The 26,337-nt window shown below is 56.9% G+C and carries 26 protein-coding genes, 6 tRNA genes and 1 other RNA gene; 16 read left to right on the top strand and 17 right to left on the bottom strand.

Annotated features, from left to right (window positions below; translation table 11 throughout):
- Positions 1-73: 73 nt before the first annotated feature.
- Positions 74-149, bottom strand: a tRNA-Ala gene (locus CBW22_RS15185).
- Between the two features lie 44 nt (positions 150-193).
- Positions 194-269 (bottom strand) — tRNA-Ala (locus CBW22_RS15190).
- Positions 270-630: 361 nt separating this feature from the next.
- On the opposite strand from CBW22_RS15190, the gene CBW22_RS15200 reads away from it, so the two are divergent.
- Positions 631-1,419, top strand: coding sequence for a formate/nitrite transporter family protein (locus CBW22_RS15200; RefSeq protein WP_021508241.1), 789 nt, complete (start codon positions 631-633; stop codon positions 1,417-1,419).
- Positions 1,420-1,530: 111 nt separating this feature from the next.
- Positions 1,531-1,884, top strand: a complete 354-nt coding sequence (locus CBW22_RS15205; RefSeq protein ID WP_058758359.1) for a YfeC-like transcriptional regulator — start codon at positions 1,531-1,533, stop codon at positions 1,882-1,884.
- A gap of 83 nt (positions 1,885-1,967) precedes the next feature.
- On the opposite strand, the gene gltX is transcribed toward CBW22_RS15205, so the two are convergent.
- Positions 1,968-3,389, bottom strand: coding sequence for a glutamate--tRNA ligase (gltX, locus tag CBW22_RS15210; RefSeq protein ID WP_088517104.1), 1,422 nt, complete (start codon positions 3,387-3,389; stop codon positions 1,968-1,970).
- Positions 3,390-3,662: 273 nt separating this feature from the next.
- Between gltX and CBW22_RS15215 the strand changes: the two genes are divergently transcribed.
- The 6 genes from CBW22_RS15215 to CBW22_RS15240 all read left to right on the top strand — a co-directional run bounded on the left by CBW22_RS15215 (position 3,663) and on the right by CBW22_RS15240 (position 5,128).
- Positions 3,663-3,738, top strand: a tRNA-Val gene (locus tag CBW22_RS15215).
- A gap of 41 nt (positions 3,739-3,779) precedes the next feature.
- Positions 3,780-3,855 (top strand) — tRNA-Val (locus tag CBW22_RS15220).
- Between the two features lie 41 nt (positions 3,856-3,896).
- Positions 3,897-3,972 (top strand) — tRNA-Val (locus tag CBW22_RS15225).
- 4 nt (positions 3,973-3,976) lie between these two features.
- Positions 3,977-4,052: transfer RNA gene (locus tag CBW22_RS15230), tRNA-Lys, on the top strand.
- 44 nt (positions 4,053-4,096) lie between these two features.
- A non-coding RNA gene (locus tag CBW22_RS15235) (RtT sRNA) lies at positions 4,097-4,233 on the top strand.
- Between the two features lie 538 nt (positions 4,234-4,771).
- Positions 4,772-5,128 carry a FlxA-like family protein gene (locus CBW22_RS15240; protein ID WP_021508090.1) on the top strand — a complete coding sequence of 119 codons (357 nt, stop codon included), beginning with the start codon at positions 4,772-4,774 and terminating at the stop codon, positions 5,126-5,128.
- Here the strand turns inward: CBW22_RS15240 and CBW22_RS15245 are convergent.
- Positions 5,125-6,045, bottom strand: coding sequence for a LysR family transcriptional regulator (locus tag CBW22_RS15245; RefSeq protein WP_021508089.1), 921 nt, complete (start codon positions 6,043-6,045; stop codon positions 5,125-5,127). The genes CBW22_RS15240 and CBW22_RS15245 overlap by 4 nt on opposite strands.
- Positions 6,046-6,146: 101 nt before the next feature.
- Here CBW22_RS15245 and CBW22_RS15250 point away from each other — a divergent pair, with 101 nt between their 5' ends.
- The gene (locus tag CBW22_RS15250) at positions 6,147-7,148 is read left to right on the top strand and encodes a bile acid:sodium symporter family protein (RefSeq protein WP_021508088.1); all 1,002 of its coding nucleotides are present in this window, start codon (positions 6,147-6,149) and stop codon (positions 7,146-7,148) included.
- A 31-nt stretch (positions 7,149-7,179) separates the two neighbouring features.
- Here CBW22_RS15250 and CBW22_RS15255 read toward each other — a convergent pair whose 3' ends face one another.
- From CBW22_RS15255 to zipA, 3 genes are all read right to left on the bottom strand, one after another.
- Positions 7,180-7,398, bottom strand: a complete 219-nt coding sequence (locus tag CBW22_RS15255; protein WP_088517105.1) for a DUF3820 family protein — start codon at positions 7,396-7,398, stop codon at positions 7,180-7,182.
- Between the two features lies 1 nt (position 7,399).
- The gene (gene ligA / locus CBW22_RS15260) at positions 7,400-9,418 is read right to left on the bottom strand and encodes an NAD-dependent DNA ligase LigA (RefSeq protein ID WP_088517106.1); all 2,019 of its coding nucleotides are present in this window, start codon (positions 9,416-9,418) and stop codon (positions 7,400-7,402) included.
- A gap of 72 nt (positions 9,419-9,490) precedes the next feature.
- Positions 9,491-10,474 carry a cell division protein ZipA gene (gene zipA / locus CBW22_RS15265; RefSeq protein ID WP_058775693.1) on the bottom strand — a complete coding sequence of 328 codons (984 nt, stop codon included), beginning with the start codon at positions 10,472-10,474 and terminating at the stop codon, positions 9,491-9,493.
- Positions 10,475-10,691: 217 nt separating this feature from the next.
- Between zipA and cysZ the strand changes: the two genes are divergently transcribed.
- From cysZ to crr, 6 genes are all read left to right on the top strand, one after another.
- Positions 10,692-11,453, top strand: coding sequence for a sulfate transporter CysZ (gene cysZ / locus CBW22_RS15270; RefSeq protein ID WP_088517107.1), 762 nt, complete (start codon positions 10,692-10,694; stop codon positions 11,451-11,453).
- Between the two features lie 140 nt (positions 11,454-11,593).
- Complete coding sequence (cysK, locus tag CBW22_RS15275; RefSeq protein WP_088517108.1) at positions 11,594-12,565, top strand: cysteine synthase A; 972 nt, start codon at positions 11,594-11,596, stop codon at positions 12,563-12,565.
- Positions 12,566-12,581: 16 nt separating this feature from the next.
- Positions 12,582-12,776: a hypothetical protein gene (locus CBW22_RS15280; protein ID WP_021508082.1), complete on the top strand. Its 195-nt coding sequence runs from the start codon at positions 12,582-12,584 to the stop codon at positions 12,774-12,776.
- A 179-nt stretch (positions 12,777-12,955) separates the two neighbouring features.
- A complete protein-coding gene (gene ptsH / locus CBW22_RS15285) occupies positions 12,956-13,213 on the top strand; it encodes a phosphocarrier protein Hpr (RefSeq protein ID WP_007889063.1) in 258 nt (85 codons plus the stop codon).
- A gap of 159 nt (positions 13,214-13,372) precedes the next feature.
- On the top strand, positions 13,373-15,100 hold the full coding sequence (gene ptsI / locus CBW22_RS15290) for a phosphoenolpyruvate-protein phosphotransferase PtsI (protein ID WP_021508081.1): 1,728 nt from the start codon (positions 13,373-13,375) through the stop codon (positions 15,098-15,100).
- A gap of 42 nt (positions 15,101-15,142) precedes the next feature.
- Positions 15,143-15,646, top strand: coding sequence for a PTS glucose transporter subunit IIA (gene crr, locus CBW22_RS15295; RefSeq protein WP_010617547.1), 504 nt, complete (start codon positions 15,143-15,145; stop codon positions 15,644-15,646).
- Positions 15,647-15,889: 243 nt separating this feature from the next.
- Here the strand turns inward: crr and CBW22_RS15300 are convergent, their stop codons facing one another.
- The 10 genes from CBW22_RS15300 to CBW22_RS15345 form a co-directional block, all read right to left on the bottom strand.
- Positions 15,890-17,251, bottom strand: coding sequence for an ATP-binding protein (locus CBW22_RS15300; RefSeq protein ID WP_021508080.1), 1,362 nt, complete (start codon positions 17,249-17,251; stop codon positions 15,890-15,892).
- Positions 17,248-17,928: a response regulator transcription factor gene (locus tag CBW22_RS15305; protein WP_021508079.1), complete on the bottom strand. Its 681-nt coding sequence runs from the start codon at positions 17,926-17,928 to the stop codon at positions 17,248-17,250. Before CBW22_RS15305 ends, CBW22_RS15300 begins: the two co-directional genes overlap by 4 nt.
- A gap of 173 nt (positions 17,929-18,101) precedes the next feature.
- Positions 18,102-18,986 carry a cysteine synthase CysM gene (cysM, locus tag CBW22_RS15310; protein ID WP_058758351.1) on the bottom strand — a complete coding sequence of 295 codons (885 nt, stop codon included), beginning with the start codon at positions 18,984-18,986 and terminating at the stop codon, positions 18,102-18,104.
- Between the two features lie 72 nt (positions 18,987-19,058).
- Entirely contained in the window at positions 19,059-20,147 is a 1,089-nt protein-coding gene (gene cysA, locus CBW22_RS15315; protein WP_058770811.1) for a sulfate/thiosulfate ABC transporter ATP-binding protein CysA, read from the bottom strand.
- Positions 20,137-21,009 carry a sulfate/thiosulfate ABC transporter permease CysW gene (gene cysW / locus CBW22_RS15320; protein ID WP_021508076.1) on the bottom strand — a complete coding sequence of 291 codons (873 nt, stop codon included), beginning with the start codon at positions 21,007-21,009 and terminating at the stop codon, positions 20,137-20,139. Before cysW ends, cysA begins: the two co-directional genes overlap by 11 nt.
- Complete coding sequence (gene cysT, locus CBW22_RS15325) at positions 21,009-21,842, bottom strand: sulfate/thiosulfate ABC transporter permease CysT (protein ID WP_021508075.1); 834 nt, start codon at positions 21,840-21,842, stop codon at positions 21,009-21,011. Before cysT ends, cysW begins: the two co-directional genes overlap by 1 nt.
- Positions 21,842-22,858 carry a sulfate ABC transporter substrate-binding protein gene (locus CBW22_RS15330; protein WP_088517109.1) on the bottom strand — a complete coding sequence of 339 codons (1,017 nt, stop codon included), beginning with the start codon at positions 22,856-22,858 and terminating at the stop codon, positions 21,842-21,844. The genes cysT and CBW22_RS15330 overlap by 1 nt, the downstream gene beginning before the upstream one ends.
- Before the next feature lie 220 nt (positions 22,859-23,078).
- Positions 23,079-23,981, bottom strand: a complete 903-nt coding sequence (locus tag CBW22_RS15335) for a Dyp-type peroxidase (RefSeq protein ID WP_088517110.1) — start codon at positions 23,979-23,981, stop codon at positions 23,079-23,081.
- A 98-nt stretch (positions 23,982-24,079) separates the two neighbouring features.
- The gene (locus tag CBW22_RS15340; RefSeq protein ID WP_058770813.1) at positions 24,080-24,700 is read right to left on the bottom strand and encodes an RpoE-regulated lipoprotein; all 621 of its coding nucleotides are present in this window, start codon (positions 24,698-24,700) and stop codon (positions 24,080-24,082) included.
- 113 nt (positions 24,701-24,813) lie between these two features.
- Positions 24,814-25,239: a GNAT family acetyltransferase gene (locus CBW22_RS15345; protein ID WP_021508071.1), complete on the bottom strand. Its 426-nt coding sequence runs from the start codon at positions 25,237-25,239 to the stop codon at positions 24,814-24,816.
- A 209-nt stretch (positions 25,240-25,448) separates the two neighbouring features.
- On the opposite strand from CBW22_RS15345, the gene amiA reads away from it, so the two are divergent.
- Positions 25,449-26,306 (top strand): N-acetylmuramoyl-L-alanine amidase AmiA, encoded by an 858-nt coding sequence (gene amiA / locus CBW22_RS15350; protein WP_021508070.1) that lies wholly within the window; start codon positions 25,449-25,451, stop codon positions 26,304-26,306.
- Positions 26,307-26,337: the final 31 nt, after the last annotated feature.

Below are 26,337 nucleotides of genomic sequence, written 5' to 3' on the forward strand. Positions count from 1 at the left end.
GCAACGTCACACTGCGCAAACGGCAGTATTATTATCGGGTTTTGAATACGTTTGTTCTGAACGAACAGAGAATTGGTGGAGATAAGCGGGATCGAACCGCTGACCTCTTGCATGCCATGCAAGCGCTCTCCCAGCTGAGCTATACCCCCACATCTGGAATTCGTTTTTTCAGTGCAAACCGTTGGGAGCGGTTTGGTGGAGCTAAGCGGGATCGAACCGCTGACCTCTTGCATGCCATGCAAGCGCTCTCCCAGCTGAGCTATAGCCCCGTACCGAAAAAACCGCCGAGTTACCTCGACGGACGGCATAATATGAGACCGCTGTTTGAGTGTCAACGGCAAATTCTCGTTCTGCGTGCGATCGCTGAAAAAGGCGGCAACCCTGTGTCGCCGTGGCTTTTTTTTCAGCGCAGCGCGTACTCATCATCCCTGCCCTCAGCCGTTATCTCAACGCCGCCTCAACGGTGCGCCACGCCGAGGTTAACTTTAGGTTAAAGATGTTAGCGTCAGGCTTGTTTTCGTTAATGGTGCGTGTAAAACTTAGCGCGCTAATTAACCGGTTAGCCGTCCAGGGTATTCACTCGCTAACCGGCCAGCACGTCCTCCTTGTTTAATAAAAGAAAAGTGAACTATGTCGCTGCATACACCTAAAGAGATCGCGCAACTGGCGATTCAGGCCGGCGTGGCTAAAAGCCGTCTGCCGGTTTCCACCTTATTGATTCTTGGCTTTATGGCTGGCGCGTTTATCGCCACCGGCTTCCTGCTCGATCTGCACGTTATTAACCAGCTGCCTGCTGAATGGGGCTCGTTTGCCGGCTTCCTCGGTGCGGCGGTATTCCCGGTCGGACTGATTCTGACCGTGCTGGCGGGCGGCGAGCTGCTGACCGGCAACATGATGACCCTGCCCATTGCCTGGTTCGCGCGCCGCATTAGTGGTTTCAGCGTGCTGCGTAACTGGTTTTGGGTCACCATCGCCAATTTTATTGGCAGCGTTGCGGTAGCATGGTTCTTCGGCCATCTGCTCGGCATGACCGAAGGCGACTATCTGAAGAAAACCGTGGCGATCGCCCATGCCAAAGTGAACGCCGATTTCATGCACGCGTTCATCTCCGGCATCGGCTGCAACTGGCTGGTGTGCCTGGCCGTATGGCTGGCCTTCGCCAGTAAAGATATGGTCGGCAAAATCTTCGGCATGTGGTTCCCGGTGATGGCCTTCGTGGCAATCGGTTTCCAGCACGTGGTGGCCAACATGTTTATCGTGCCTGCCGCAATTTTTGCCGGTCAGATGAGCTGGGCAGAATTTGCACCTAACGTGGTTGCGGTATTTTTAGGCAATGGTGTGGGCGGTGCGATCTTTGTCGGCCTCACCTATTTCCTCGCCTTCCGTCCGGCACAGGCGGCGGTCAGCGAAGCGCAGTAAACCGATTTTGCCTTTTGTCGCACAGCAAAAGGCATTTTCTGCCTTGATTACTTTTCCCCGTAACGTTTTGTTGTAATATGTAGAGCTAATGTATTTAACAGGGACAGCATCGTGAAAAAGGAATGGCTCACTCCCGAAGAGCTCGCGCTGGAAACGGGCTACAGTCGGCAGACGGTGAATAAATGGATCAAGCGTGAAAACTGGACGACCACGCCCAAGCCCGGTGTACAGGGCGGTAAGGCGCGATTAATCCACATTGATGAGCGTGTCAAAAGCTTCATTCAGTCCACCCGCCATGCAAACGAACCGGCGGCGAATTACGGCGCTCAGCAAAATACGTTACCTGCGTTATTAATAAATTCTGTCCAGCAAATGACGGCCACCGAACAGGAACAACTGGCGGCGCTGTTATTGCGGGAAGGGATCAGGGGCGTATTACAGCGGTTAGGAATCCAGGAAGAATAGAAAAGCCGGAAGCAGTGAGATGCTTCCGGCTTTTTTGTTGCCTGCCTCATCACAGCAGCCTGACAGGCCGCTGTTCAGCTCAATCAGGCCTGTGCTTCACGCTCCGCGATAAACGCCAGCGCTTTTTCGATACGCGCCACGCTGCGGCCGCGGCCGATGGCTTCCACCGTCACGTCGAGTCCAGGCGACTGACCGGCACCGGTTACGGCAACGCGCAGCGGCATACCGACTTTGCCCATGCCGAGCTCAAGTTGATCCGCAGCAGCCTGAATGGCGTGATGCACGTTTTCCGCATTCCAGTCGCTGTCGCTGATGGCCGCCAGCTTGTCGCGCACCACTTCCAGCGGCTGACGCGCCACCGGACGCAGATGCTTTTTCGCTGCATCCGCATCAAACGCGTCAAACTCTTCATAGAAGTAGCGGCAGGACGCGGCGATTTCGACCAGCGTTTTGCAGCGCTCGCCCAGCAGCGTCACCAGCTTCGCCAGCTCCGGTCCGGTGCGGGTATCGATATTCTGCTGCTCGATGTGCCACTGCAGCTGGGTCGCGACATATTCCGGCGGCAGCGTATTAATGTAGTGATGGTTGAGCCACTGCAGTTTCTCGGTGTTGAAGGCGCTGGCCGATTTGCTCACCGCATCGAGGGTGAACAGTTCAGTCATTTCCGCCACGCTGAAAATCTCCTGATCGCCATGTGACCAGCCGAGGCGCACCAGATAATTAAGCAGCGCTTCCGGCAGGTAGCCGTCGTCGCGATACTGCATGACGCCCACCGCGCCGTGACGCTTGGACAGCTTTTTACCGTCATCGCCGAGGATCATGGATACGTGCGCGTAAGTTGGCACTTCCGCACCAATCGCTTTCAGGATGTTGATCTGACGCGGCGTGTTGTTGATATGGTCTTCACCACGAATAACGTGCGTGATGCCCATATCCCAGTCGTCGACCACCACACAGAAGTTGTAGGTTGGTGAACCGTCGGTACGGCGGATGATCAGATCATCCAGTTCCTGGTTGCTGAATTCGATCGGACCACGAATCTGATCGTCAAAAATTACCGAACCGTCCTGCGGGTTGCGGAAGCGCACCACGCACGGCTCATCGGCAGCATGATGTTCATGGCTGTCGCGGCAGCGGCCGTCATAACGGGGCTTCTCGCCTTTTTCCATCTGCTCTTCACGCAGCGCGTCCAGACGCTCTTTCGAGCAATAGCATTTATAAGCAGTACCGGCTTCCAGCATTTCGTCGATAACGTCGTTATAACGGTCGAAACGTTTGGTCTGGTAGTACGGGCCCTCATCCCAGTCGAGATTCAGCCAGTTCATCCCATCCATAATGGCTTCGATCGCTTCCGGCGTGGAGCGCTCCAGGTCGGTATCTTCGATACGCAGGACGAATTCGCCCTGGTTATGGCGAGCATAAAGCCATGAGTAAAGCGCAGTACGCGCACCACCGACGTGCAGGTAGCCCGTCGGGCTGGGTGCGAAGCGAGTTTTGATTTTCATTCAGCATTGCCTTAAATGCGCAGGTTTCGTTGTCTGGATGACAAAAAAACGGGTTAACGCGGAAAAACAGTGCGCATATTCTAGCAGGTGAGGCTGATTCCTCAATCACTGTCACGCTGGCGGCGCGGGCAGAAGTGCGTTTTTCTGCTAATAAAACCAGCACATTGGCTAAAAGCGCTGCATGATGTCTAAATTTAAAGCGAACGCACATTTATGTTTTAAAAAGCGTTGACTCACTTCGAAGGATCCCTATAATGCGACTCCACACAGCGGGGGTGATTAGCTCAGTTGGTAGAGCATCTCCCTTACAAGGAGGGGGTCGGCGGTTCGAGCCCGTCATCACCCACCACTCTTAATGAGATGGCCCGCAGTGAACAAGAGATAAGATATGGGTGATTAGCTCAGTTGGTAGAGCATCTCCCTTACAAGGAGGGGGTCGGCGGTTCGAGCCCGTCATCACCCACCATATCTTAGTCAGATGACACTCTTGTTAAGCAGTACCGAAGTGGGTGATTAGCTCAGTTGGTAGAGCATCTCCCTTACAAGGAGGGGGTCGGCGGTTCGAGCCCGTCATCACCCACCACTTCGGGTCGTTAGCTCAGTTGGTAGAGCAGTTGACTTTTAATCAATTGGTCGCAGGTTCGAATCCTGCACGACCCACCAAATTCAGAAAAAAGCGCCCTCAGGGCGCTTTTTTCGTTTCTGTGCGCCGATGCTGAACGTGCAGGATGAGAACCTGCTGCAGGTTCGACTGAATCGCCGGGAGCGATTCAGGCTGATGCGCCAGCATCACCCGCAGGGCGAGGCCCCGGATGGGCCGAGGCATATCCTGCACGACCCACCAAATCCAGAAAAGAGCGCCCTCAGGGCGCTTTTTTCGTTTCTTCACGTTCCCCCCAGGCTGCCAGTTAAGCTGCAACTGCGTTCAACCACGGTTGCAAGTTTGGTAGCGGCGCAATTTATTGCGCGATGAATCGCGCCGCTACAAATGGTGTGCGATTTGCGGTTGCCTTACCTGGTTGCTCTTACGTCCTTAGGGCGCTTTTTTCGTTTCTTCACGTTCCCCCAGGCTGCCAGTTAAGCTGAAACTGCATTCAACCACGGTTGCACATTTGGTAGCAGCGCAATTTATTGCGCGATGAATCGCGCCGCTACAAATGGTGTGCGACTTGCGGTTGCCTTATCTGACCGCGCTTACATTCTCAGGGCGCCTTTTCGCTTCAGCTGTGAAGAAAGAACCCGCTCTGCCTGAGGCCGTGCCCGCTCTATCCCCTTCCGCCCTCGTTCCTGACGAAACCTTTTCGCAAATTTAACACCTCTCACCCTCAAGCCGCAGCGGCTACGTTCCGATAACGAAAGGGCACATTTGCAAGGAGAACGTGATGACCACCATTTCGACCAATACCAATATTGGCAGCAGCAGTACTTCGGGATCCGGAAGCGCATCCGGCAGTAGCGATAGCGCCTCGAAAATCGCCAGCCTGACCAAACAAATCGCCAGCCTGAACGATGAACTGAAAGACATCGCGAAGGACAAAAGCCTGACCGAGAAGCAAAGAAAGGATAAGCAGGAGACGATTAACGCGCAGATTCAGCTGCTGCAGGCGCAAATCCAGCAGTTGCAGAAGCAGGAAAAGGAGAAAGCGGAGCAGAAGCAGGAGAAACAGGAGGTTACTGCAGTGAAAGCGGATGGCATCAACCGCCCAACCGACAGCAACCAACTTGACGTTTATGTTTAAAACGCCGGATTAAGCGCGCGATCCTGCGTCAGCAGCGCCGCCTGCTGACGCACTTCCTGCCAGATAGCCTCCGCTGCCGGCGTAAGTGACCGGTTTTTGCGTTTAATCAGCATCAGGCTGCGATTGATCTCCGGATAGAGCCGGCGCACCGTCAGCTTACGTCCGGACGGCAGCGGCAGCGCCAGTGCCGGTAAGATACTGATGCCAATGCCCGCTTCCACCATCGGATAAAGCGTGGCCGGATGGCCAATCTCCTGCACCACCTGCACGTTCAGCGCCAGCCGCTGCAATGCGGCATCGACCAGCAATCGGCTGCCCGACGCGTAATCCTGCAGCACCATAGCGCGACCAGCCAGCATTGACCACTGGGCCTGCGGCACCTGCGCCAGCGCATCATCCTGATGGCACAACAGTAAAAACGGCTCCTGCAGAATCTCCTCGCTATCGAAATCCGCATCCTGCAGCGGACCGATGACGATGCCAAAATCGACTTCCGCATTGCGCACGCTCTGCAATACCCACTGCTGCACGCGGTCGTGCAGAATCACCCGAATGTCGGGGTAGCGCAGCTGGCTGCTGGCCAGACATTGCGGCATAAGATGCGCCGAGGGCGTCTGGCTGGCCGCCACGCGCACCGTGCCGCTGCGCTGCTCGCCATAGCTGCGCACATCGAGCAGCGTGGTATTGAGCTCCTCCAGCAGTCGTTCCAGCCGCGTTGCCAGTTGCTGTCCGGCTTCGCTCAGTAACACCTCGCGCGTGGTGCGATCCAGCAGCCTTACGCCCATCTCCGCTTCCAGCTCTTTAATGCTATGACTGACCGCCGACTGGCTCAGCCCAATCGCCTGCCCTGCCTGGCTGAAACTGCCGTGCTGCGCCACCGCCACAAAGGTGCGCAGCTGTCGTAAGGTGTAATTCATCGATTACGCTCATAGATTAATGCAATAAATCAATTTTATTTCTAAACGCGTCTGACGCACAATCAGCAGCATCATTTATTACATTTAACCGGATTGTAACAATGGGCTTTTTACGACTTGACCCGATGATGGTCAAACTCATCATCACCGTGCTGCTGGCCAGCTTCTTTCCGGCCAAAGGCGGGTTTGTCGATTTCTTCGAATACCTGACCACTGCGGCCATCGCCCTGCTGTTCTTCATGCACGGTGCCAAACTGTCGCGTGAGAAGATCATCGCTGGTAGCAGCCACTGGCGGCTGCATCTGTGGATTATGTGCAGCACGTTCGTGATTTTCCCGATCCTTGGCCTGCTGCTGGTGTGGTGGCATCCGGTCAACGTCGGCGCGGAGATTTACACCGGTTTCCTCTACCTGTGTATCCTGCCGGCGACGGTGCAGTCCGCGATTGCTTTCACCTCCATGGCGGGCGGTAACGTTGCCGCGGCGGTGTGTGCCGCCTCCGCCTCCAGTCTGCTGGGCGTCTTTATTTCGCCGCTGCTGGTTAACTTAGTGATGAATGTGCACAGCGATGCACCGGGCAATGGTCTGGAGCAGATTGGTAAAATCATGCTGCAGCTCCTGGTGCCCTTTGTGCTGGGCCACCTGGCACGCCGCTGGATTGGTGGCTGGGTGGAGAAGCATCGCAGCCTGATTGGCAAAACCGATCAAACCTCGATTCTGCTGGTGGTCTATTCGGCGTTCAGTGAGGCGGTGGTTAACGGCATCTGGCATCGCGTCGGCGTTGATACCCTGCTGTGGATTCTGGCTGGCAGCCTGCTGATTCTGTTCGTCGCACTGGCCATCAACCTTGGCGCTTCCCGGCTGTTTGGCTTTAGCCGTGCGGATGAGATTGTGGTGCTGTTTTGCGGCTCGAAAAAGAGCCTGGCAAACGGTGTACCAATGGCCAACATCCTGTTCCCGGCCAGCGCAGTGGGGATTATTGTCCTGCCGCTAATGATCTTCCATCAGGTCCAGCTGATGGTGTGCTCGTTCATTGCCCAGCGCTATAAAGCCGGCAATGAGAAGAAGCTGGCGAAGCAACAGATTGAAGCGCAGAAGTCATAAAACATCAGGCCCGCAATTGCGGGCCTGTCACTTATTCACTGCGCTTGAGCGGTTTAACTAAGCCCTCTAAGCCTTCGATTTTGATCGCCAGCGTCAGCTGCATCAGCTCACCCAGTTTGCCGGCGGGAAACTCATTTTTACGCGCAAACCACAGCAGATACTCTTCCGGCACATCGATCAGCATCCGCCCTTTGTATTTGCCAAACGGCATCGCGGTATTGGCAATCTCAACCAGCTGCTGCTTATCCATCTCAGGCGCCCAGTAACCGAATCATTTCGGCTTCATCGATCACCGCAATCCCCAGCTCCTGCGCTTTTGCCAGCTTGGAACCGGCGGCCTCACCGGCGATCAGCAGATCGGTTTTTTTCGATACGCTGCCGCTGACTTTGGCCCCCAGCGCCGTCAGCCGCGCTTTGGCATCGTCACGGTTCATCTGCGACAGCGAGCCAGTCAGTACCACGGTTTTTCCAGCAAACGGGCTGTCGATCTCTTCGGCTTTGATCACCACCACCGCCGGCCAGTGCACGCCCACCTCCTCCGTCAGCTGGCGGATCACTTCACGGTTGCTCTCCTCTTCCATGAAGTTGCGCACGTGCGCTGCCACCACTTTGCCGACGTCCTGTACCGCGATTAGCGCATCGAGATCGGCGTTCATGACCTTTTCCAGCTCGCCAAAGTGGTTCGCCAGGTTGGCCGCCGTCGCCTCACCCACTTCGCGGATGCCGAGCGCATACAGGAAGCGCGGCAGCGTGGTGAATTTGGCTTTTTCCAGCGCGTCCACCACGTTTTGCGCCGATTTGGGCCCCATGCGGTCCAGTCCGGTCAGCTTGCCGGCGGTGAGACGGAACAGGTCGGCCGGGGTTTTGACGTACTCTTTTTCCACCAGCTGGTCGATGATTTTATCGCCCATGCCGTCCACGTCCATCGCACGGCGTGAGACAAAGTGCTTCAGCGCCTCTTTGCGCTGCGCGCCGCAAATCAGCCCGCCGGTACAGCGCGTTACGGCTTCGCCTTCCACACGCTCTACGTCAGAGCCGCACACCGGACAGTGGCTGGGGAACACAATCTCGCGCGCATCCGCCGGACGCTCAGATTCCACCACGTTGACCACCTGCGGAATCACGTCACCGGCGCGACGAATCACCACTTTGTCACCGATACGCAGCCCCAGCCGGGCGATTTCATCGGCGTTGTGCAGCGTCGCATTACTGACTATCACGCCCGCGACCTGCACCGGTTCAAGGCGCGCCACCGGCGTAATCGCGCCGGTACGTCCGACCTGAAACTCGACGTCGCGCACGATCGTCATCTGCTCCTGCGCCGGGAACTTGAATGCCACCGCCCAGCGCGGTGCGCGCGCCACAAAGCCCAGTTGCTCCTGCAGCGCCTGCGAATCGACTTTGATCACCACGCCGTCAATATCAAAGCCGAGTGACGGACGGTCCTGCTCAACCTGACGATAAAACGCCAGCACTTCATCCGCGGTGTGCACCAGACGAATCCGATCGCTGACCGGTAATCCCCAGGCCTTAAACTGTTGCAGACGCTGCCAGTGGCTGGCAGGCATTTCGCCGCCCTCCAGCAGGCCAAAGCCGTAGCAGAAGAAGGTCAGCGGACGTTTCGCGGTGATACGCGGATCGAGCTGGCGCAGCGAGCCGGCCGCCGCATTACGCGGGTTGGCAAACACTTTGCCGCCGGTGCGTCGTGCTTCCTCATTCAGCTTCTCAAAGCCGCTTTCGGTCATGAATACTTCGCCGCGCACTTCTACCCGCGCCGGAATATTGTCGCCGTGCAGGCGCAGCGGAATGGCGTGAATGGTGCGCACGTTCGCCGTAATGTTTTCGCCGGTGGTGCCATCGCCGCGCGTGGCGGCACGCACCAGCAGGCCGTTTTCATACAGTAAACTTACTGCCAGACCATCCAGCTTCAGCTCGCAGCAATAGGTGAGATCGTCAGTGCTTTTCAGGCGATCCTGCACGCGCTTATTGAAGGCAAGAAATCCGGCTTCATCAAAGGTGTTATCGAGCGACAGCATCGGCACTTCGTGGCGCACCTGTTCAAAGGTGGCAAGCGGTGCCGCGCCCACGCGCTGGGTGGGAGAATCCGGGGTGATTAAATCGGGATGTGCACTCTCCAGCTCACGCAGTTCGCGCATCAATCGGTCATATTCTGCATCCGGGATTTCCGGCGTATCCATCACGTGATAGAGGTATTCGTGGTGGCGTAACGTGGTGCGCAGCGCGGTGATCTGCTCCTGAACCGATGTCATATTCTCTCGTCCGATAAAAAACCCCCGGCAAGCGGGGGTTATTTAGTTAAAGGGTGATACTGCTGGCGGCGCTTAGCCAATAACCTCGCGGATGCGTGCTTTATAGGTTTCCAGCTTTTGTGGTGTCATCATGCGACGCTCATCATCCAGCACCACGCCACCGACATCATCGGCGATGCGCTGTGCCGATTGCAGCATCAGCTTAAAGTTCTGATTGGCGTCACCGTAGGACGGCACCATCATAAAGATTGAGACGCCCGGCGTGGTGAAATCGCCCATTTCATCCGGATTGAACGAACCCGGTTTGACCATGTTTGCCAGGCTGAACAGCACCGGACCGCTGCCGGCCGGGCTGAGATGGCGATGGAAAATGTTCATTTCACCAAACTGGAAGCCGGCCTGCAGAATGCCCTGCAGCAGCGCTTCACCGTTCAGTGCGCCACCGGCATGCGCGGCAACGTGCAACACCAGCACCGCTTCTTTTTTACTGCCCGGCGCAGCGGGCTGCGGTTGCGGTGCAGCTTCCTGCACAGGCGCAGGTTCAGGTTGTTTAACCTCCGGCTCGGCGGCGGTAAACTCCGGTGCCGGCTGGGTGGCGGACAGCGGTTCATTATCCAGCAGCGGATCGGCCTGAATCGGTTGTGGCTGTGGCACGGGCTGCGCCACCGGCGCCTGCGGTTGTGGCGCAGGTGCAGGCTGACGTACCGGCTCATCGTCCAGCAGCGGATCGCCGCTTAACGGCGTTTCCTGGCGTGGGAACGGCTGACGCACCGGTTCCGGCGCACGCGGAGCAGCAGGTTTGGTGACCGGCGCATCGAACTGCGGCTCGTCTTCGGCATCACGCTGACGACGCACGCGTACTTCGCCGACGCCATCGTCTTCGCTGTTCAGCAGATCATCGTCATCCGCTTCTTCACGCTGTTTCAGACGTTTGTGCGGGCGATCGCGAAACACGGAAGAGCGCTCTTTACGGCTGGTCCACAGTCCGTGAAGAAGCAGCGCTATTATGGCGATCGCGCCAACAACGATTAATATCAGACGCAAATCCTGCATCATTGTATTCTCTGTTGTTCCAATACCTTGCCACCACGGCAAACTTTATCCTCTAACTGTATTTGCCCAGCTACACAAGTGCAAGTCTGTGCAGTATTTTCTGACAAATAAGATAGCTGCCCCACGCTTTTTTGCTGTTTTTTCGCGCAAAGTGCGCCTGTCACCGATAAAAAGCCAGGTTATGATGTTGGCGCCGCTACATAAAGGAGAAAGGCTCGCTATGCCCGCTGAGAATTCCGTCTCATCCATGAATGGTATTCATTATTTTGCCCAGGGCTGGAAACTGGTGCGTCTGCCCGGTATCCGCCGCTACGTCATCATCCCGCTGCTGGTAAACATTGTGCTGCTGGGCGGTGCGTTTATCTGGCTGTTTCAGCGCCTCGGCCAGTGGATTCCCCGGCTGATGTCGCACGTGCCGGACTGGCTGCAGTGGCTGAGCTATCTGCTGTGGCCGCTGGCGGTGATTTCGATTGTGCTGGTATTCAGCTATTTCTTCTCCACCATCGCCAACTGGATTGCCGCGCCGTTTTGCGGCCTGCTGGCGGAGCAGCTGGAAGGGCGTCTGACCGGAAAACCCCTGCCGGACAGTGGCTGGCTCGGCATGATGAAAGACATCCCGCGCATCATGAAGCGCGAGTTACAGAAGCTCGGCTACTATTTTCCGCGCGCACTGGGCCTGCTGCTGCTCTATTTTATCCCCGGCTTTGGCCAGACCGTGGCGCCGGTGTTGTGGTTTCTGTTTAGCGCCTGGATGCTATCAATACAGTATTGCGACTATCCGTTCGACAACCACAAAGTCAGTTTTCATCAGATGCGTAACGCGCTGCGTCAGCATAAAACCGCCAATATGCAGTTTGGCGCGCTGGTCAGTCTGTTCACCATGATTCCGATCCTCAATCTCGCCATCATGCCGGTCGCGGTATGCGGCGCGACCGCCATGTGGGTCGATCGCTACCGCAGCCAGCATGCGCGTCATCTATAATGCATCAAAAAGCCTTATGCATTTTTGCATCAGGCTTATGGTCGCAGGCTATATAGATATACGATTTCTTTCCTTCCGCCGGGGGTCAGAACAGGTATGCTCTGAGGGTTCCCAATATTTCATACAGTTAAGGACGGGCTATGAGTAAGATCTATGAAGACAACTCTCTGACAATTGGTCATACGCCGCTGGTTCGACTGAACCGCATCGGTAATGGACGCATTCTGGCGAAGGTCGAGTCGCGTAACCCGAGCTTCAGCGTTAAATGCCGTATCGGTGCCAATATGATTTGGGACGCAGAAAAACGCGGTATTCTGAAACCGGGCGTTGAGCTGGTAGAGCCAACCAGCGGCAACACCGGCATTGCGCTGGCCTATGTCGCCGCTGCGCGCGGCTACAAGCTGACGCTGACCATGCCTGAGACCATGTCGATTGAACGTCGCAAGCTGCTGAAAGCGCTGGGCGCCAATCTGGTGCTGACCGAAGGGCCAAAAGGCATGAAGGGCGCCATCGCTAAAGCAGAAGAGATTGTTGCCAGCGATCCGGACAAATATGTGCTGCTGCAGCAGTTCAGCAACCCGGCCAACCCGGAAATTCACGAAAAGACCACTGGCCCGGAGATCTGGGAAGACACTGACGGCGCCGTAGACGTCTTCATTGCCGGCGTGGGCACCGGTGGTACGCTGACCGGCGTGAGCCGCTACATCAAGAACACCAGAGGCAAGCAGGATTTGATCACCGTGGCCGTTGAGCCTACGGATTCCCCGGTCATCGCACAGGCGCTGGCGGGAGAAGAGATCAAACCGGGCCCGCACAAGATCCAGGGCATCGGTGCCGGTTTTATTCCGGGCAACCTTGACCTGAAACTGATTGACCGCGTGGTGGCCATCACCAATGAAGAAGCGATCAGCACCGCGCGTCAGCTGATGGAAGAGGAAGGCATTCTGGCCGGTATCTCTTCCGGTGCAGCGGTGGCGGCGGCCCTTAAGCTGCAGGAAGATGAAGCCTTCGCCAATAAAAATATCGTGGTGATTCTGCCCTCTTCCGGCGAACGCTATCTCAGTACCGCACTGTTTGCCGATCTGTTCACCGAAAAAGAGCTGCAACAGTAAACGACAGAGTCTGAAAATGATGAAAAAAGCACCCAAATGGGTGCTTTTTTGTGGCGCAGATCTCACTTTTACCACCGGGCAGATTGATTTCAGTGATGCGGCTCTGGTATTTAAGCAGCCAATTATTTCGGTGCCTGAAATTAATCTGCCTTTGAAGTGGATCAAGCTGAATCGATTTACTGATTTGGTGAAACGGCGAATCACGGCATAATCAGCAGAGTGACGTATTGCAGCAGTTTTGATCCGTCATCGAAAAAAATGACTTTTTCATTCAAGCGCATTTTTTGGTCAGCGTGATGCCGTACCAGCGCACCTACACAGGCTAAAGTTACGGCTCCAGGCTAGACTTTAGATCCATAACACCAAACCTGATAAAGTTGGGGAAATAGAATGTTCCAGCAAGAAGTTACCATTACCGCACCTAACGGCCTCCATACCCGTCCTGCAGCTCAGTTCGTGAAAGAAGCAAAGGCTTTCCAGTCTGAAATCACCGTTACTTCTAACGGCAAATCTGCCAGCGCGAAAAGCCTGTTCAAACTGCAGACTCTGGGTCTGACTCAGGGTACGGTTGTTACGCTTTCTGCAGAAGGTGAAGACGAGCAGCAGGCGGTTGAGCATCTGGTCAAACTGATGGCTGAACTGGAGTAATTCCGCTCCGGCAAGCCATTAAACCGACTCCTTTGCCCCATTGAGTGCAATTATGTTGATCGCGGACAACCTGTCCGCGTTATTGCTTCCTTAGAGTACTGCTCCGCGACAGTGGCAACGCATTGGGTCAATGAGCCATCGTGATTAAAAGGTAGGGTTATGATTTCAGGCATTTTAGCATCACCGGGTATCGCTTTCGGCAAAGCACTGCTGCTGAAGGAAGACGAGATCGTCATCAGCCGTAAAAAGATTACTGACGACCAGGTTGAGCAGGAAGTTCAGCGCTTCCTCGACGGTCGCAGCAAAGCAGCCGGGCAGCTTGAAGCCATCCGTGTGAAAGCCGGTGAAACCTTCGGTGAAGAGAAAGCGGCGATCTTTGAAGGTCACATCATGCTGCTCGAAGACGAAGAGCTTGAGCAGGAAATCATCGACCTGATTAAAAAAGATCACGTAACCGCTGACGCCGCTGCCCACTCTGTGGTTGAAGGCCAGGCGAAAGCGCTGGAAGAGCTCGACGACGAATATCTGAAAGAGCGCGCGGCTGACGTACGAGACATCGGCAAGCGTCTGCTGCAGAACATTCTGGGTCTGCATATCGTTGACCTGAGCGCCATTGCTGACGAATCCATTCTGGTGGCGAAAGATCTGACGCCATCCGAAACCGCACAGCTGAACCTGAAAAAGGTGCTGGGCTTTATTACCGATCTGGGTGGTCGTACTTCACACACCTCGATTATGGCGCGTTCGCTGGAGCTGCCTGCAATTGTCGGCACCGGCAACGTGACCGCTACCGTGAAAAACGGTGATTTCCTGATTATCGATGGCGTAAACAACAAGATTTACGTCAATCCGACCGACGACGTGCAGGAAGAGCTGAAAGCGATTCAGACGCAGTATCTGTCTGAGAAGCACGAGCTGGCGAAACTGAAAGATCTGCCAGCGATTACGCTGGACGGCCATCAGGTTGAAGTGTGTGCCAACATCGGTACCGTGCGTGATGTCGCCGGTGCTGAGCGCAACGGCGCGGAAGGTGTTGGTCTGTACCGTACTGAATTCCTGTTCATGGACCGCGATTCGCTGCCAAGCGAAGAAGAGCAGTTCCAGGCTTACAAAGCCGTGGCGGAAGCGATGGGTTCCCAGGCCGTGATCGTGCGCACCATGGACATCGGCGGCGACAAAGATCTGCCGTACATGAACCTGCCAAAAGAAGAGAACCCGTTCCTCGGCTGGCGTGCGATTCGTATCGCCATGGACCGTAAAGAGATTTTGCATGCCCAGCTGCGCGCCATTCTGCGTGCGTCTTCCTTCGGCAAACTGCGCATCATGTTCCCGATGATCATCTCGGTTGAAGAAGTGCGCTTCCTGAAGGCTGAGCTGGAGATGCTGAAGGCACAGCTGCGTGAAGAAGGTAAAGCCTTTGATGAGTCCATTGAAGTGGGCATCATGGTGGAAACCCCGGCTTCCGCAGTGATTGCCCGCCATCTGGCGAAAGAAGTCGACTTCTTTAGTATTGGGACAAATGACCTGACGCAGTATACTCTGGCGGTCGATCGTGGTAATGATTTGATTTCACACCTCTATAACCCAATGACGCCATCTGTACTGGGCCTCATTAAGCAAGTGATCGACGCATCACATGCCGAAGGGAAATGGACCGGCATGTGTGGTGAGCTGGCTGGTGATGAACGTGCTACACTACTGTTACTGGGAATGGGGCTGGACGAATTCAGCATGAGTGCCATTTCAATCCCAAGCATCAAGAAGATCATTCGCAATACCAATTTCGAAGATGCGAAGGCACTGGCAGAGCAGGCTCTGGCTCAACCCACAGCGGAAGATTTGATGAACCTGGTGAACAAGTTCATCAAAGAAAAAACGCTCTGCTGATCCACGAGACGCTGGCCCCAAATTACTGCTTAGGAGAAGATCATGGGTTTGTTTTCTAAACTTTTTGGCGATAAATCAGAGAGCGCGTCAGGGACTATTGATATCGTTGCGCCTCTGTCAGGCGAAATCGTGAATATCGAAGACGTACCTGATGTGGTATTCGCAGAGAAAATCGTCGGTGATGGTATCGCCATCAAACCTACTGGCAACAAAATGGTTGCACCAGTGGATGGTACTATCGGCAAGATTTTCGAAACCAACCACGCGTTTTCTATCGAGTCTGATAACGGCATCGAACTGTTCGTGCACTTCGGTATCGACACGGTAGAACTGAAAGGTGAAGGCTTCAAACGCATCGCTGAAGAAGGCCAGAAAGTGAAAAAAGGCGATGTGGTGATCGAGTTTGATCTGCCGCTGCTGGAAGAGAAAGCCAAATCCACGCTGACCCCGGTCGTGATCTCGAATATGGATGAGATCAAAGACCTGGTGAAACTCTCCGGTCAGGTTACCGTGGGCGAAACGCCGGTTATCCGCATCAGGAAGTAAACCGCGCTGATTGCGTGAAAACGGCACCCAATGGGTGCCGTTTTTGTTTTTTCACACGCTGATGAATGATTTGCAGGCGAGCGCTTCTGGCAAAGCGCACCGTGCCTGTTTGAGGGCAGGACGACCGGGCAGAGGAGCAAAGCGTCCCGCGCCATGGATGGCGCGGGACGAGGCCCAGGGACGGTTTATGCCGTCTTTGCGATCTGTCCGGTCGTCCTGACCGCCTGCGCCTGACGTGATGATTTACGCCTGCTTCCAGCGCGGCAGCCGCAGCGTCACTTCCAGCCCGCCTTCTGGACGATTCACCGCCTGAACTTCGCCGTGATGGGCCAGAACCACTTTGCGCACGATCGACAGCCCCAGCCCGTAGCCTTTGCCCATCAGCGGCGAATTCACCCGAACGAACGGATCGAAGATACTCGACAGCTTCTCATCATCCACGCCCGGCCCCTGATCGCGCACGCGAATCGCCAGCCACTGATTCTCCGCCTGCAACTGTACGCTGATATGCTGCCCCTGATGCGAGAAACGCAGCGCGTTGCGCAGCACGTTCTCCACGCCGCGGCGGATCAGCTCAGCATTACCGCGCACGGTGTAATCCGCGTTCTCATCCACCAGAAAATCTACGTGCACACCGGGGATCTGCGCTTCGTAGCGCACATCGGTTACCACCGCATGCAGCAGACCGGTCAGATCAAAATACTGCTCGCCAGGCATGCTCTCATGCTCAGCGCGCGACAGCGTCAGCAGTTCGCCGATCATCTTATCCAGACGCCGCGCCTCCTCGTCGATGCGATTCAGTGAGGATGCTACCGACTCCGGCGTCTGACGCGCCAGACCGGTGGCTAATTGCAGGCGCGCCAGCGGGGAGCGCAGCTCGTGGGAGATATCGTGCAGCAGCTCTTCACGCGCTTTCACCAGCGTATCCAGCCGCTCCACCATCGCATCAAAATCCTGGGCCACAATCGACAGCTCATCATGGCGTCGACGCATCACCGGATAGAGCCGCACCGACAAATCACCGCGCGACACGCGGGCAAACCCCTCGCGCAGCTGACGCATTGGCCGCGTCAGGTTCCACGCCAGCAGCAGACTGAACAGCAGCCCCAGCGCGCCTGCAAAGGTAAACATCGGCTCGGGGATATTCAGAATACGACGCGGGCCTCCGCCGCCCATTGAACTGTCTTCACGCAGCCCTTTTACGTCATAGCGCAGTTCGTACTCTTTACCGTCAGCGCCCTTCACCCAGCGCACAATCACCTGCGGAAACGGGCCGTGAAACGGCTGATTAAAGGTCTCCGGCGGCGCATTGTCCGGCGTAGTGGCCGGTCTGGCGTGCTGAATCACCGAGAAAAACTGGCGATCGTTCGGCTCCCAGTCCGCCATCATATCGTCGAGCGAGCTGGGGCCGCCGCGCTCCAGTACCGACACCGCCGAAGCCATTTGCAGATTAACGATCCGACGTACCGCCACAATCTCCGGCGGCTCGTGACGGTTTCCTGACAAGGTAAAGCCCAGCCACAGCAGCTGGCTGATAATCACAAACACAATCCAGAAGCCCAGCAGGATCTTCCAGAACATGCGGCCACGGTAGCTGTGTTTCATCGAATGCGATAACCAATGCTGCGCACGGTTTCAATATTCACGCTGTCTGCGGTCAGCGCAGCCAGCTTCTGACGGATATTGCTGATGTGCACATCCACGCTGCGATCGTAAGCTTCACGCGGACGGCCCAGCCCCTTCTCCGACAGCTCATCTTTGGACACCACGCGGTCCGGTGCGCGCAGCAGCAGATCCAGCAGATTGAACTCCGACGCGGTGAGATCAAAAGCTTTGCCCTGCCACTCCGTGATACGCGTAGCCGGGTTCAGGCTGAGATCGCCCCAGCGCAGGACCTCTTTCTTATCCGGCACCGGTGCCTGATCTTCAAAGCGACGCAGCACTGCGCGCAGACGCGCCACCAGTTCGCGCGGATAGCAGGGTTTGGGCACGTAGTCGTCCGCGCCCATCTCCAGGCCGATAACGCGGTCGATATTGTCGCCCTTCGCCGTCAGCATAATCACCGGCAGGCGGCTGTTCTGCCGCACCTGACGCAGCACATCAATACCGCTCATATCCGGCAGCATGATGTCGAGAATCATCGCGGTGTAGTGTCCGGATAACGCCCCTTCAATCCCGGCGCTGCCGGTCAGCACCAGCTGGGTTTCAAAACCTTCGGCAATCAGGTACTGGCTCAGCATGGTGCCAAGTTCAACATCATCATCAACAAGCAGGATTTTCATCTTTTTCTCTCGTACAAAATTGCCGCTATTTTGTCCTGAGTGCCGCGGGAAAGCAGCCGGTTTTACGCGATCCTTACAGTGACCGCGTCAGAACATGCTTAGGGAGACTATAGACAAAAATGGCCCGTACGCCGCGTCACAGGGCGCACGAAGCCAGAAACAGGCGGGGGGAACTAGCGGTGAAAAACACCGGTGGAGAGATAGCGATCGCCGCGATCGCAGACAATGGCGACAACCACACTGCCCGGCTGCGCCGTCGCGATGCGCAATGCGCCAGCCACAGCCCCACCTGAACTGACGCCGCAGAAAATGCCTTCGCGCTGCGCCAGCGCGCGCATGGTCTCTTCCGCCTCCTGCTGTGCCATATCTATCACTTCATCCACCAGTTCCGGGCGAAAAATCCCCGGCAGATAGGCCGCCGGCCAGCGACGAATACCGGGGATACTGCTGCCCTCCTGCGGCTGCAAACCAATCACTTTCACCGCCGGAGCAAACTCTTTCAGATAGCGCCCGACGCCACTGATGGTGCCGGTGGTGCCCATGCTGGAGACAAAATGTGTCATACGACCGTGGCTTTGCTGCCAGATCTCCGGACCGGTGGTGAGATAGTGACCGAGCGGGTTGTCGGGATTATTAAACTGATCCAGCACTTTGCCTTCGCCGCGCTGCGCCATGGCCTGCGCCAGATCGCGCGCGCCCTCCATGCCCTGCTCGCGGGTCACCAAAACCAGCTCAGCCCCGTAGGCGCGCATCGCATCCTGACGCTCCTGGCTCATGTTCTCCGGCATCAGCAGGCGTAACCGGTAGCCTTTCAGCGCGGCAATCATCGCCAGCGCAATGCCGGTATTGCCGCTGGTGGCCTCAATCAGCGTGTCGCCGGGCTGGATTTCACCCCGCAACTCAGCATGGTGGATCATCGACCAGGCTGCGCGATCTTTCACCGAACCTGCCGGATTGTTGCCTTCCAGCTTGAGCCAGATTTCGCTGCCGTTATCCGGCGTCAGGCGCTGCAACTTAATCAGCGGCGTATTGCCGATGGTGTTTTCCAGAGTGGTCACGGTGTCATTCCAGCCGAAAGGAGTACAAATAAATCGGGCGGGAAAATCCCGCCCGAAGGAGTGACAAAAATATCAGGCGCTTTCGGCAAAGGCAACCGGGCGCAGCGGCGTGGTGCCCTGGTAGATACGTGCCTGTTGCAGACCAACAAATAGCCGTTCGCCGCGGATCGGCGCCGTCTGTTCACCGGCGAATACCACCGAGATTGGCTCGCTCTGCCAGCCGACGGGCTGAACCACCAGCTGCCAGAAGTGGCCACGCGGACTGATCTCCAGCACCTGCACCGGTAACGGCGTCTCCAGGCTACTCTGGCGTGACACGTCCACTTCCCACGGACGCAGGAACAGCTCCACGTCGCCCTGATGCGCTGGCGTATAGCCCAGCGGCCAGCGATGCGCGCCCACATGGAACTGCGAGCCGTGCACTTCGCCATCAAAGCGGTTCACTTCGCCGAGGAACTCCAGCACGAAGCGGGTTGCGGGCTCACGCCACACGTCATCCGGTGCGCCCACCTGCTCAATATTGCCCTGACTCATTACCACCACGCTATCCGCCACTTCCATCGCTTCTTCCTGGTCGTGGGTCACAAACACGCTGGTAAATTTCAGCTCTTCATGCAGCTGACGCAGCCAGCGGCGCAGCTCTTTACGCACCTGGGCATCCAGCGCGCCAAAGGGTTCGTCCAGCAGCAGAATCTGCGGCTCAACCGCCAGCGCACGCGCCAGCGCCACGCGCTGTTTCTGTCCACCGGAGAGCTGAGCCGGGTAGCGGTTGGCCAGATGTGCCAGCTGTACCATCTCCAGCAGACGGGTAACGCGCTGCTTAATTTCGGCGCTGTTCGGACGCTCGCGGCGCGGCAGCACCGTCAGACCAAAGGCGATGTTGTCGAACACCGTCATATGGCGGAACAGCGCATAGTGCTGAAACACAAAGCCGACCTGACGATCGCGCGCGTGCGTGCGGCTGACGTCTTTGCCATGAAAATGAATCTGCCCGCTGTTCTGGTGCTCCAGCCCGGCGATAATGCGCAGCAGCGTGGTTTTACCTGAACCGGACGGTCCGAGCAGCGCCACCATCTTGCCGGAAGGAATATCCAGAGAGATATCGTTCAGCACCGGCGTGCGGCCAAATGCTTTATTAATGTGTTTAATCTCAATGCTCATGATTTTCCTCCTGTTGGCGCTTCTGCTGATGCTCTAATCGCCACTGCACCACGCTTTTTAGAAACAGCGTCACAATTGCCATCAGGGTCAGCAGCGCGGCGGCGGTAAAAGCGCCCACGGTGTTGTAATCCTGATGCAGTAATTCCACCTGTAAAGGTAAGGTATAGGTTTCGCCGCGAATCGAGCCGGACACTACCGATACCGCACCAAATTCGCCGATGGCGCGCGCGTTGGTCAGCACCACGCCGTACAGCAGCGCCCAGCGAATGTTTGGCAGCGTTACGCGGCGGAACATCTGCCAGCCAGACGCGCCCAGCAGCACGGCGGCTTCATCTTCGTGGCTGCCCTGGCTCAGCATCACCGGCACCAGCTCGCGCACCACAAACGGACAGGTGACGAAAATCGTTGCCAGCACCATACCCGGCCAGGCAAACATCACCTGGATGTTGTGCGCATCAAGCCAGCCGCCAGCCGGGCCGTTCACACCCCAGAACAGCAGATACATCAGACCGGCCACCACCGGCGACACGGCAAACGGAATATCGAACAGCGTCAGCAGCAGCTGGCGACCGGGGAAAGTGAAGCGCGTCACCAGCCAGGCCAGCAGCGTGCCGAACACCAGGTTTACCGGCACGGTAATCAGCGCCACCAGCACCGTCAGCCAGATAGCATGCAGCATGTCCCCATCCTGCAGGTTGCTAAAGGCCTTGCCGATGCCCTGCCCCAGCGCCTCCCAGAAGATGGAGACCATCGGCACCACCAGCAGGCCAATCGATACCAGCACGCCAATGCCGATCAGCAGCCATTTGCCCCAGTTCACCGGCTGACGCTCGGCATGATTGATCTGTGAAATCTCAGCCATCAGTGACCTCCCAGACGGCGGCCAAAGCGGCTCTGCAGGGTGTTAATCGCAAACAGCAGCAGCAACGACGCCGCGAGGATCACCGAAGCGATGGCGCTGGCGGCCGGATAATCAAACTCCTGCAGGCGAACAAAAATCATCAGCGAGGTCACTTCAGTTTTCCAGGCGATGTTACCGGCGATAAAGATCACCGCGCCAAATTCACCGAGGCTGCGGGTAAACGACAGCGCGGTCCCGGCCAGCAGCGCCGGCGCGACTTCCGGCAGCACCACGCGCCGGAAACTCTGCCACGGCGTGGCACCGAGGGTTTCCGCCGCTTCCTCATACTCCGGGCCTAACTCTTCCAGCACTGGCTGCACGGTACGCACCACAAACGGAATGCTGGTGAACGCCATCGCCACCGCGATACCGAGCCAGGTGTAAGACACTTTGATATCAAAATGTGCCAGCCACTGACCGTACCAGCCGTTAACCGAAAACAGCCCGGCCAGCGTCAGGCCGGCCACCGCCGTCGGCAGCGCAAACGGCAGGTCCATCAGGCCATCCAGCAGCGTACGGCCGGGAAAGCGATAGCGGGTCAGAATCCACGCCATCAGCATGCCAAACACCGCGTTAAACAGCGAGGCCACGCCCGCTGACAGCAGCGTGACTTTATACGCCGCCACCAGTTGCGGATTGCTGATCACCTGCCAGTACTGCGCCAGCGTCATCTGCGACAGCTGCATGATCAGCGCGCTGATCGGCAGCAGCAGAATCAGGCAGGTAAACAGCAGGCTGGTGCCGAGGCTGAGACCAAATCCGGGCAGAACGCGTTTCTGTGCAGAAGCCAACATCAGCCGCGCCCCGCTGCCAGTAATCTATCCAGCTCACCGCCGCTGGCGAAGTGGGTTTTCATCACCTGCGGCCAGCCGCCAAACGCGTCATTAACATTGAACAGCGCAGTCTGCGGGAAGCGATCTTTCTGCTCCGCCATCAGCTGCGGGTTATTCACGCGATAGTAAAAGCCGGTGATGATTTTCTGCGCCTGCGGCGTGTAGAGGTAGTTAAGATAGGCTTTCGCCGCTTCCGCCGTGCCGTTGTGTTCGACGTTCTTATCGACCCACGCGACCGGGAATTCAGCGAGGATATTGGTTTTCGGCACAATCACTTCGTATTGGTCTTTACCGTACTGATTACGGATATTGTTCACTTCCGATTCAAAGCTGATCAGCACATCACCCAGCCCGCGCTCGGCGAAGGTGGTGGTGGCACCACGGCCGCCGGTATCAAACACTTCGACGTTTTTCAGGAACCTGGTCATAAACGCTTCGGTTTTGGCCTGATCTTTGCCGTCCGCCTGGTCGGCAGCGCCCCACGCGGCCAGATAGGTGTAACGGCCGTTACCGGAGGTTTTCGGATTCGGGAAAATCAGTTTCACGTTATCGCGCGCCAGATCGGCCCAGTCGTAAATCTGCTTGGGATTTCCCTTGCGCACCAGGAACGCCATGGTGGAATAAAACGGTGAGCTGCTGTTGGGCAGACGGCTCTGCCAGTCGGCCGGGATCAGGTTACCTTTGTCGTGCAGCACCTGCACATCGGTCACCTGATTATAGGTCACGACATCGGCACGCAGCCCCTGCAGAATGGCCAGCGCCTGTTTGGAGGAGCCGGCATGTGACTGTTTAATGGTCAGCTTGTCGTCAGGGTGCGCCGCATCCCACTGCTGTTCAAACGGCGCATTCAGGGCAACAAACAGTTCACGTGACACATCGTAAGAGCTATTGAGCAGCTCTGTTGCCTGTGCCGCGCCCGCTAAACTCAGCGACAGCGCTATACCGCCAAGCCATTTTTTCGAAACCGAACGTGTCATGCTGCACCCTGAGAAATGGAGTTCGAGCCTATGCCATTAGATGCTGTCAGTGTATTTATAACTCTGGCGAAAGCTGTAACGGTTTTATATATCGTTTAGGGATTTCAAAGTCTAAAAAGGCATAAGCCAGCGGCAGAGTTTATGCGCAGGGCGGGATTAACTGAGCCGCGTCAAGCGGGGATGTGGTGCGCACGGCGGCGCACCGGTAAAACGCTGTGGATTAACGTGACAGCGCCTGCAGCGCCGTCAGCGAAGGGGCAAAGAAGTAGCTGCCGCTCACCGGTTTGGTGAACCGTAACATGGCATCCATCTTACCGTCGCGCTCGCCAAACATGCTCAGCAGCTGCTGCTCGATGTTATACAGGCGATGACAGTACGAAATAAAATAGAGACCGTGGCGACCGCTGGCGGTGCCGTACGGCAGGCTCTGGCGCAGAATCTTCAGGCCTTTGCCCGCTTCTTTCAAATCCACGCGGCTCAGGTGCGACGTCGCCGGCCGCTGATCGCCCGGCAGCTCTTCATTGTCCTGTTTGGTGCGGCCAATAATCGCTTCCTGCTTATCAATCGCCAGCCGGTTGAACTGCGGCAGGTTGTGCTCCCAGCGCTGGGTAAACACATAGCTGCCGCCGGCATCCGCGCCATCAGCAATGATCGCCACCTGCTGGCGCGCCTCGCCCTGCGGGTTTTCGGTGCCATCAACAAAACCGGAAAGATCGCGATCTTCGACCCAGCGGAAACCGTGCGTCTCTTCTTCAATGGCGACCGCGCCGGCGAACGCCGTCAGCGCTGCCTGCGCCAGCGAAAAGTTCACGTCGTGACGCAGCGACTGAATATGGATCAACAGATCGCGCTGGGTCGCCGGTGCCGCACCTTTGCCGAGCGGCGTGAAAGCTTTGAGTTCGGGAGCTGAGTCGGTGCCCTGCAGATCGCGCCACAGCGCATCACCAAAGGCGATGACCGCACCGAGACCGGCGTCCGGGAATTGCTGCTGCAGCGCAGCCAGCTGTTGCAGAAAGGCGTGGCAACCCTGACGCAGCGCAGCGAGGTCGCCGGTGGCGCGGGCTTCCAGCCAAATGGCGAAACGGCGGTGCTCCAGCAGGATTCCGCTCTGAAACTGAGACATGACAATGCTCTCCGGCATAAAAGTTAACGGCGTTTTTTCGCCGGTATCATACCGGAAAGCCCTGCGCAGAAGATGCGTTAACGCAATTTTTTCGCCAGTTAACGCTGCCAGACGATCTTACTGATTTTCCAGCTTTTTAACGTATCATCTGACGGCATCAGCCCGGTCGGACCGTGCCACTCGCCGCTGTAGATATAGGCGATATGCTGACTACCCGGCGCGCGACACTCAACATCGCGCACATCCAGCCCGGCAACCATTTTGCAGTTATCAAACGCTTTGCTGAATTTATCGCTGAACGCATCACCGATTTTACTGCCGTCGGCGCTGCGCGCGTCGCTATCGAGCACTTCAATGCGCTCGACGCTGCGCTGGCCATTGATCACCAGCTTAACCTTACCGTCATCCAGCGCCTGCCAGAAATCCACCACCTGCCCGTTCTGCGTGCGCATGCCCTGACGCAGCTGATAATCATTGTTCAGCGCGGCGCTAATGGCGGACTCCGACATTGCCGTGTTGCTGTTCAGCCCGGCGACGCCCTGCTCGGTGACGGTGAGCGAACTGCCAAACCAGCTGAACGGATTGAGCGCCGACCAGTGATAGCTGAGCGGATTGTACCAGTGACTTTCGCTGGTGCTGGCAGAGGAAGAGGAACCGGAACTGGCGCAACCGGCCAGCACCAGGGCGCTGACCAGCAGGGCGGGACGAACAACTTTCATGCAAACTCCTTTCTTTTGTGCCGACTGGCGTGCCTGTTGGAGTCGCAAACCGGCAAAAAGTTTATTCGCGGTGCTGCATGGCGGGCAGAAATCCGGCCGCGCGACGCGTGGAATCAGTATTCGCGGTCTTCAATCAGGCGTTTGCCCAGCAGCAGCGAGTCGACCGGCTCGTAATCCAGCTTCTCGTAGAAAGCCACCACCTGATCGTTCTCTTCGCGCACCATCAGATGGATTTTCGGGCAGCCGCGCGCAATCAGCTTTTTCTCCAGCCGGTTCATCAGCGCATTGGCAAATCCCCGGCCCTGATAATCAGGATGCACCGCCAGATAGTAGGCGGAGCCGCGATGGCCATCGTAGCCGCCCATCAGCGTGCCCACGACCTCGCCGCCTACCTCAGCCACCAGAAACAGCTCCGGGTCATGGTTCATTTTGCGTTCGATGTCGAGTTCCGGATCGTTCCACGGCCGTAACAGATCGCAACGCTCCCAGAGCGTAATGACTTCTTCAAAATCTTCCTGGCGGAAGGAGCGGATTTCCATCGGCGTTACCCTGCAATGAGGCACAATTCGCTGATTATCACGCATTCTTTGCCAGGCGCAACCCTCGCAGGGCGCAACGGCTGAAAAAAACGGCTAAATAGCGATTCGCGGCCTGAAATACAAAGTAATGTCCTGAAATGGTTCGGCAGTCGCCGCCGGACGGCGCTTAGGCTATAACACGGGGCAGGTTTACTCTCAGGGACATGTTAATGAACAAGATTTCACTGTTGCGGCGCCTGACCAATCGCCGCCAGCTGATCCTCTCCGGCCTGGCGCTGGCGGTGCTGTCGCCGCGCGCGGTCCAGGCGCAGGAAACGCGCGCGGCAGTGCCCGTCAGCGCACGCCATACACCGCCGAAACCGGCCACCAGCGGCAAGCGCATTGTGATGATCGATCCCGGTCACGGCGGCATTGATTCTGGTGCGGTGGGTCAGGAAGGCTCAGAAGAGAAGCACATCGTACTGGAGATCGCCAATACCGTGCGTACGCTACTGCAGAATCACCCGAAGGTGGAAGTGCGGCTGACGCGCGACAGCGACCACTTCATTCCGCTCTACCAGCGCGTGGAGATTGCGCATCAGCACGGCGCCAACCTGTTTATGTCGATTCACGCCGACGGCTACACCAGCCCGGAAGCCAACGGGGCATCAGTGTTTGCCCTCTCCAATCGCGGTGCCAGCAGCGCCATGGCGCGCTATATGTCGCAGCGCGAAAACGATGCCGATAAAGTGGGCGGCGCGGCGGTGCAGGAAAAAGATAATTACCTTAACCAGATCCTGTTCGACCTGGTACAGACCGATACCATCCGCAACAGCCTGACGCTGGGTAAACACGTGCTGGATCAGATTCGCCCGGTGCATCACCTGCACAGCCAGCACACCGAGCAGGCGGCGTTCGCGGTGCTAAAATCCCCGTCCATCCCGTCGGTGCTGGTGGAAACCTCGTTTATCACCAACCCGCGTGAAGAACAGCTGTTGGGCACCACGGCGTTTCGCCAGAAAATTGCCCGGGCGATTGCCGACGGTATCGTCAATTACTTTGATGAGTACGATCGTCGCCAGGCCTGATAGCGTTTTGTGCTAGAATCGCGGCAAATTT

The organism is Pantoea sp. VS1 (assembly GCF_002207995.1).
GTDB lineage: Bacteria > Pseudomonadota > Gammaproteobacteria > Enterobacterales > Enterobacteriaceae > Pantoea > Pantoea dispersa.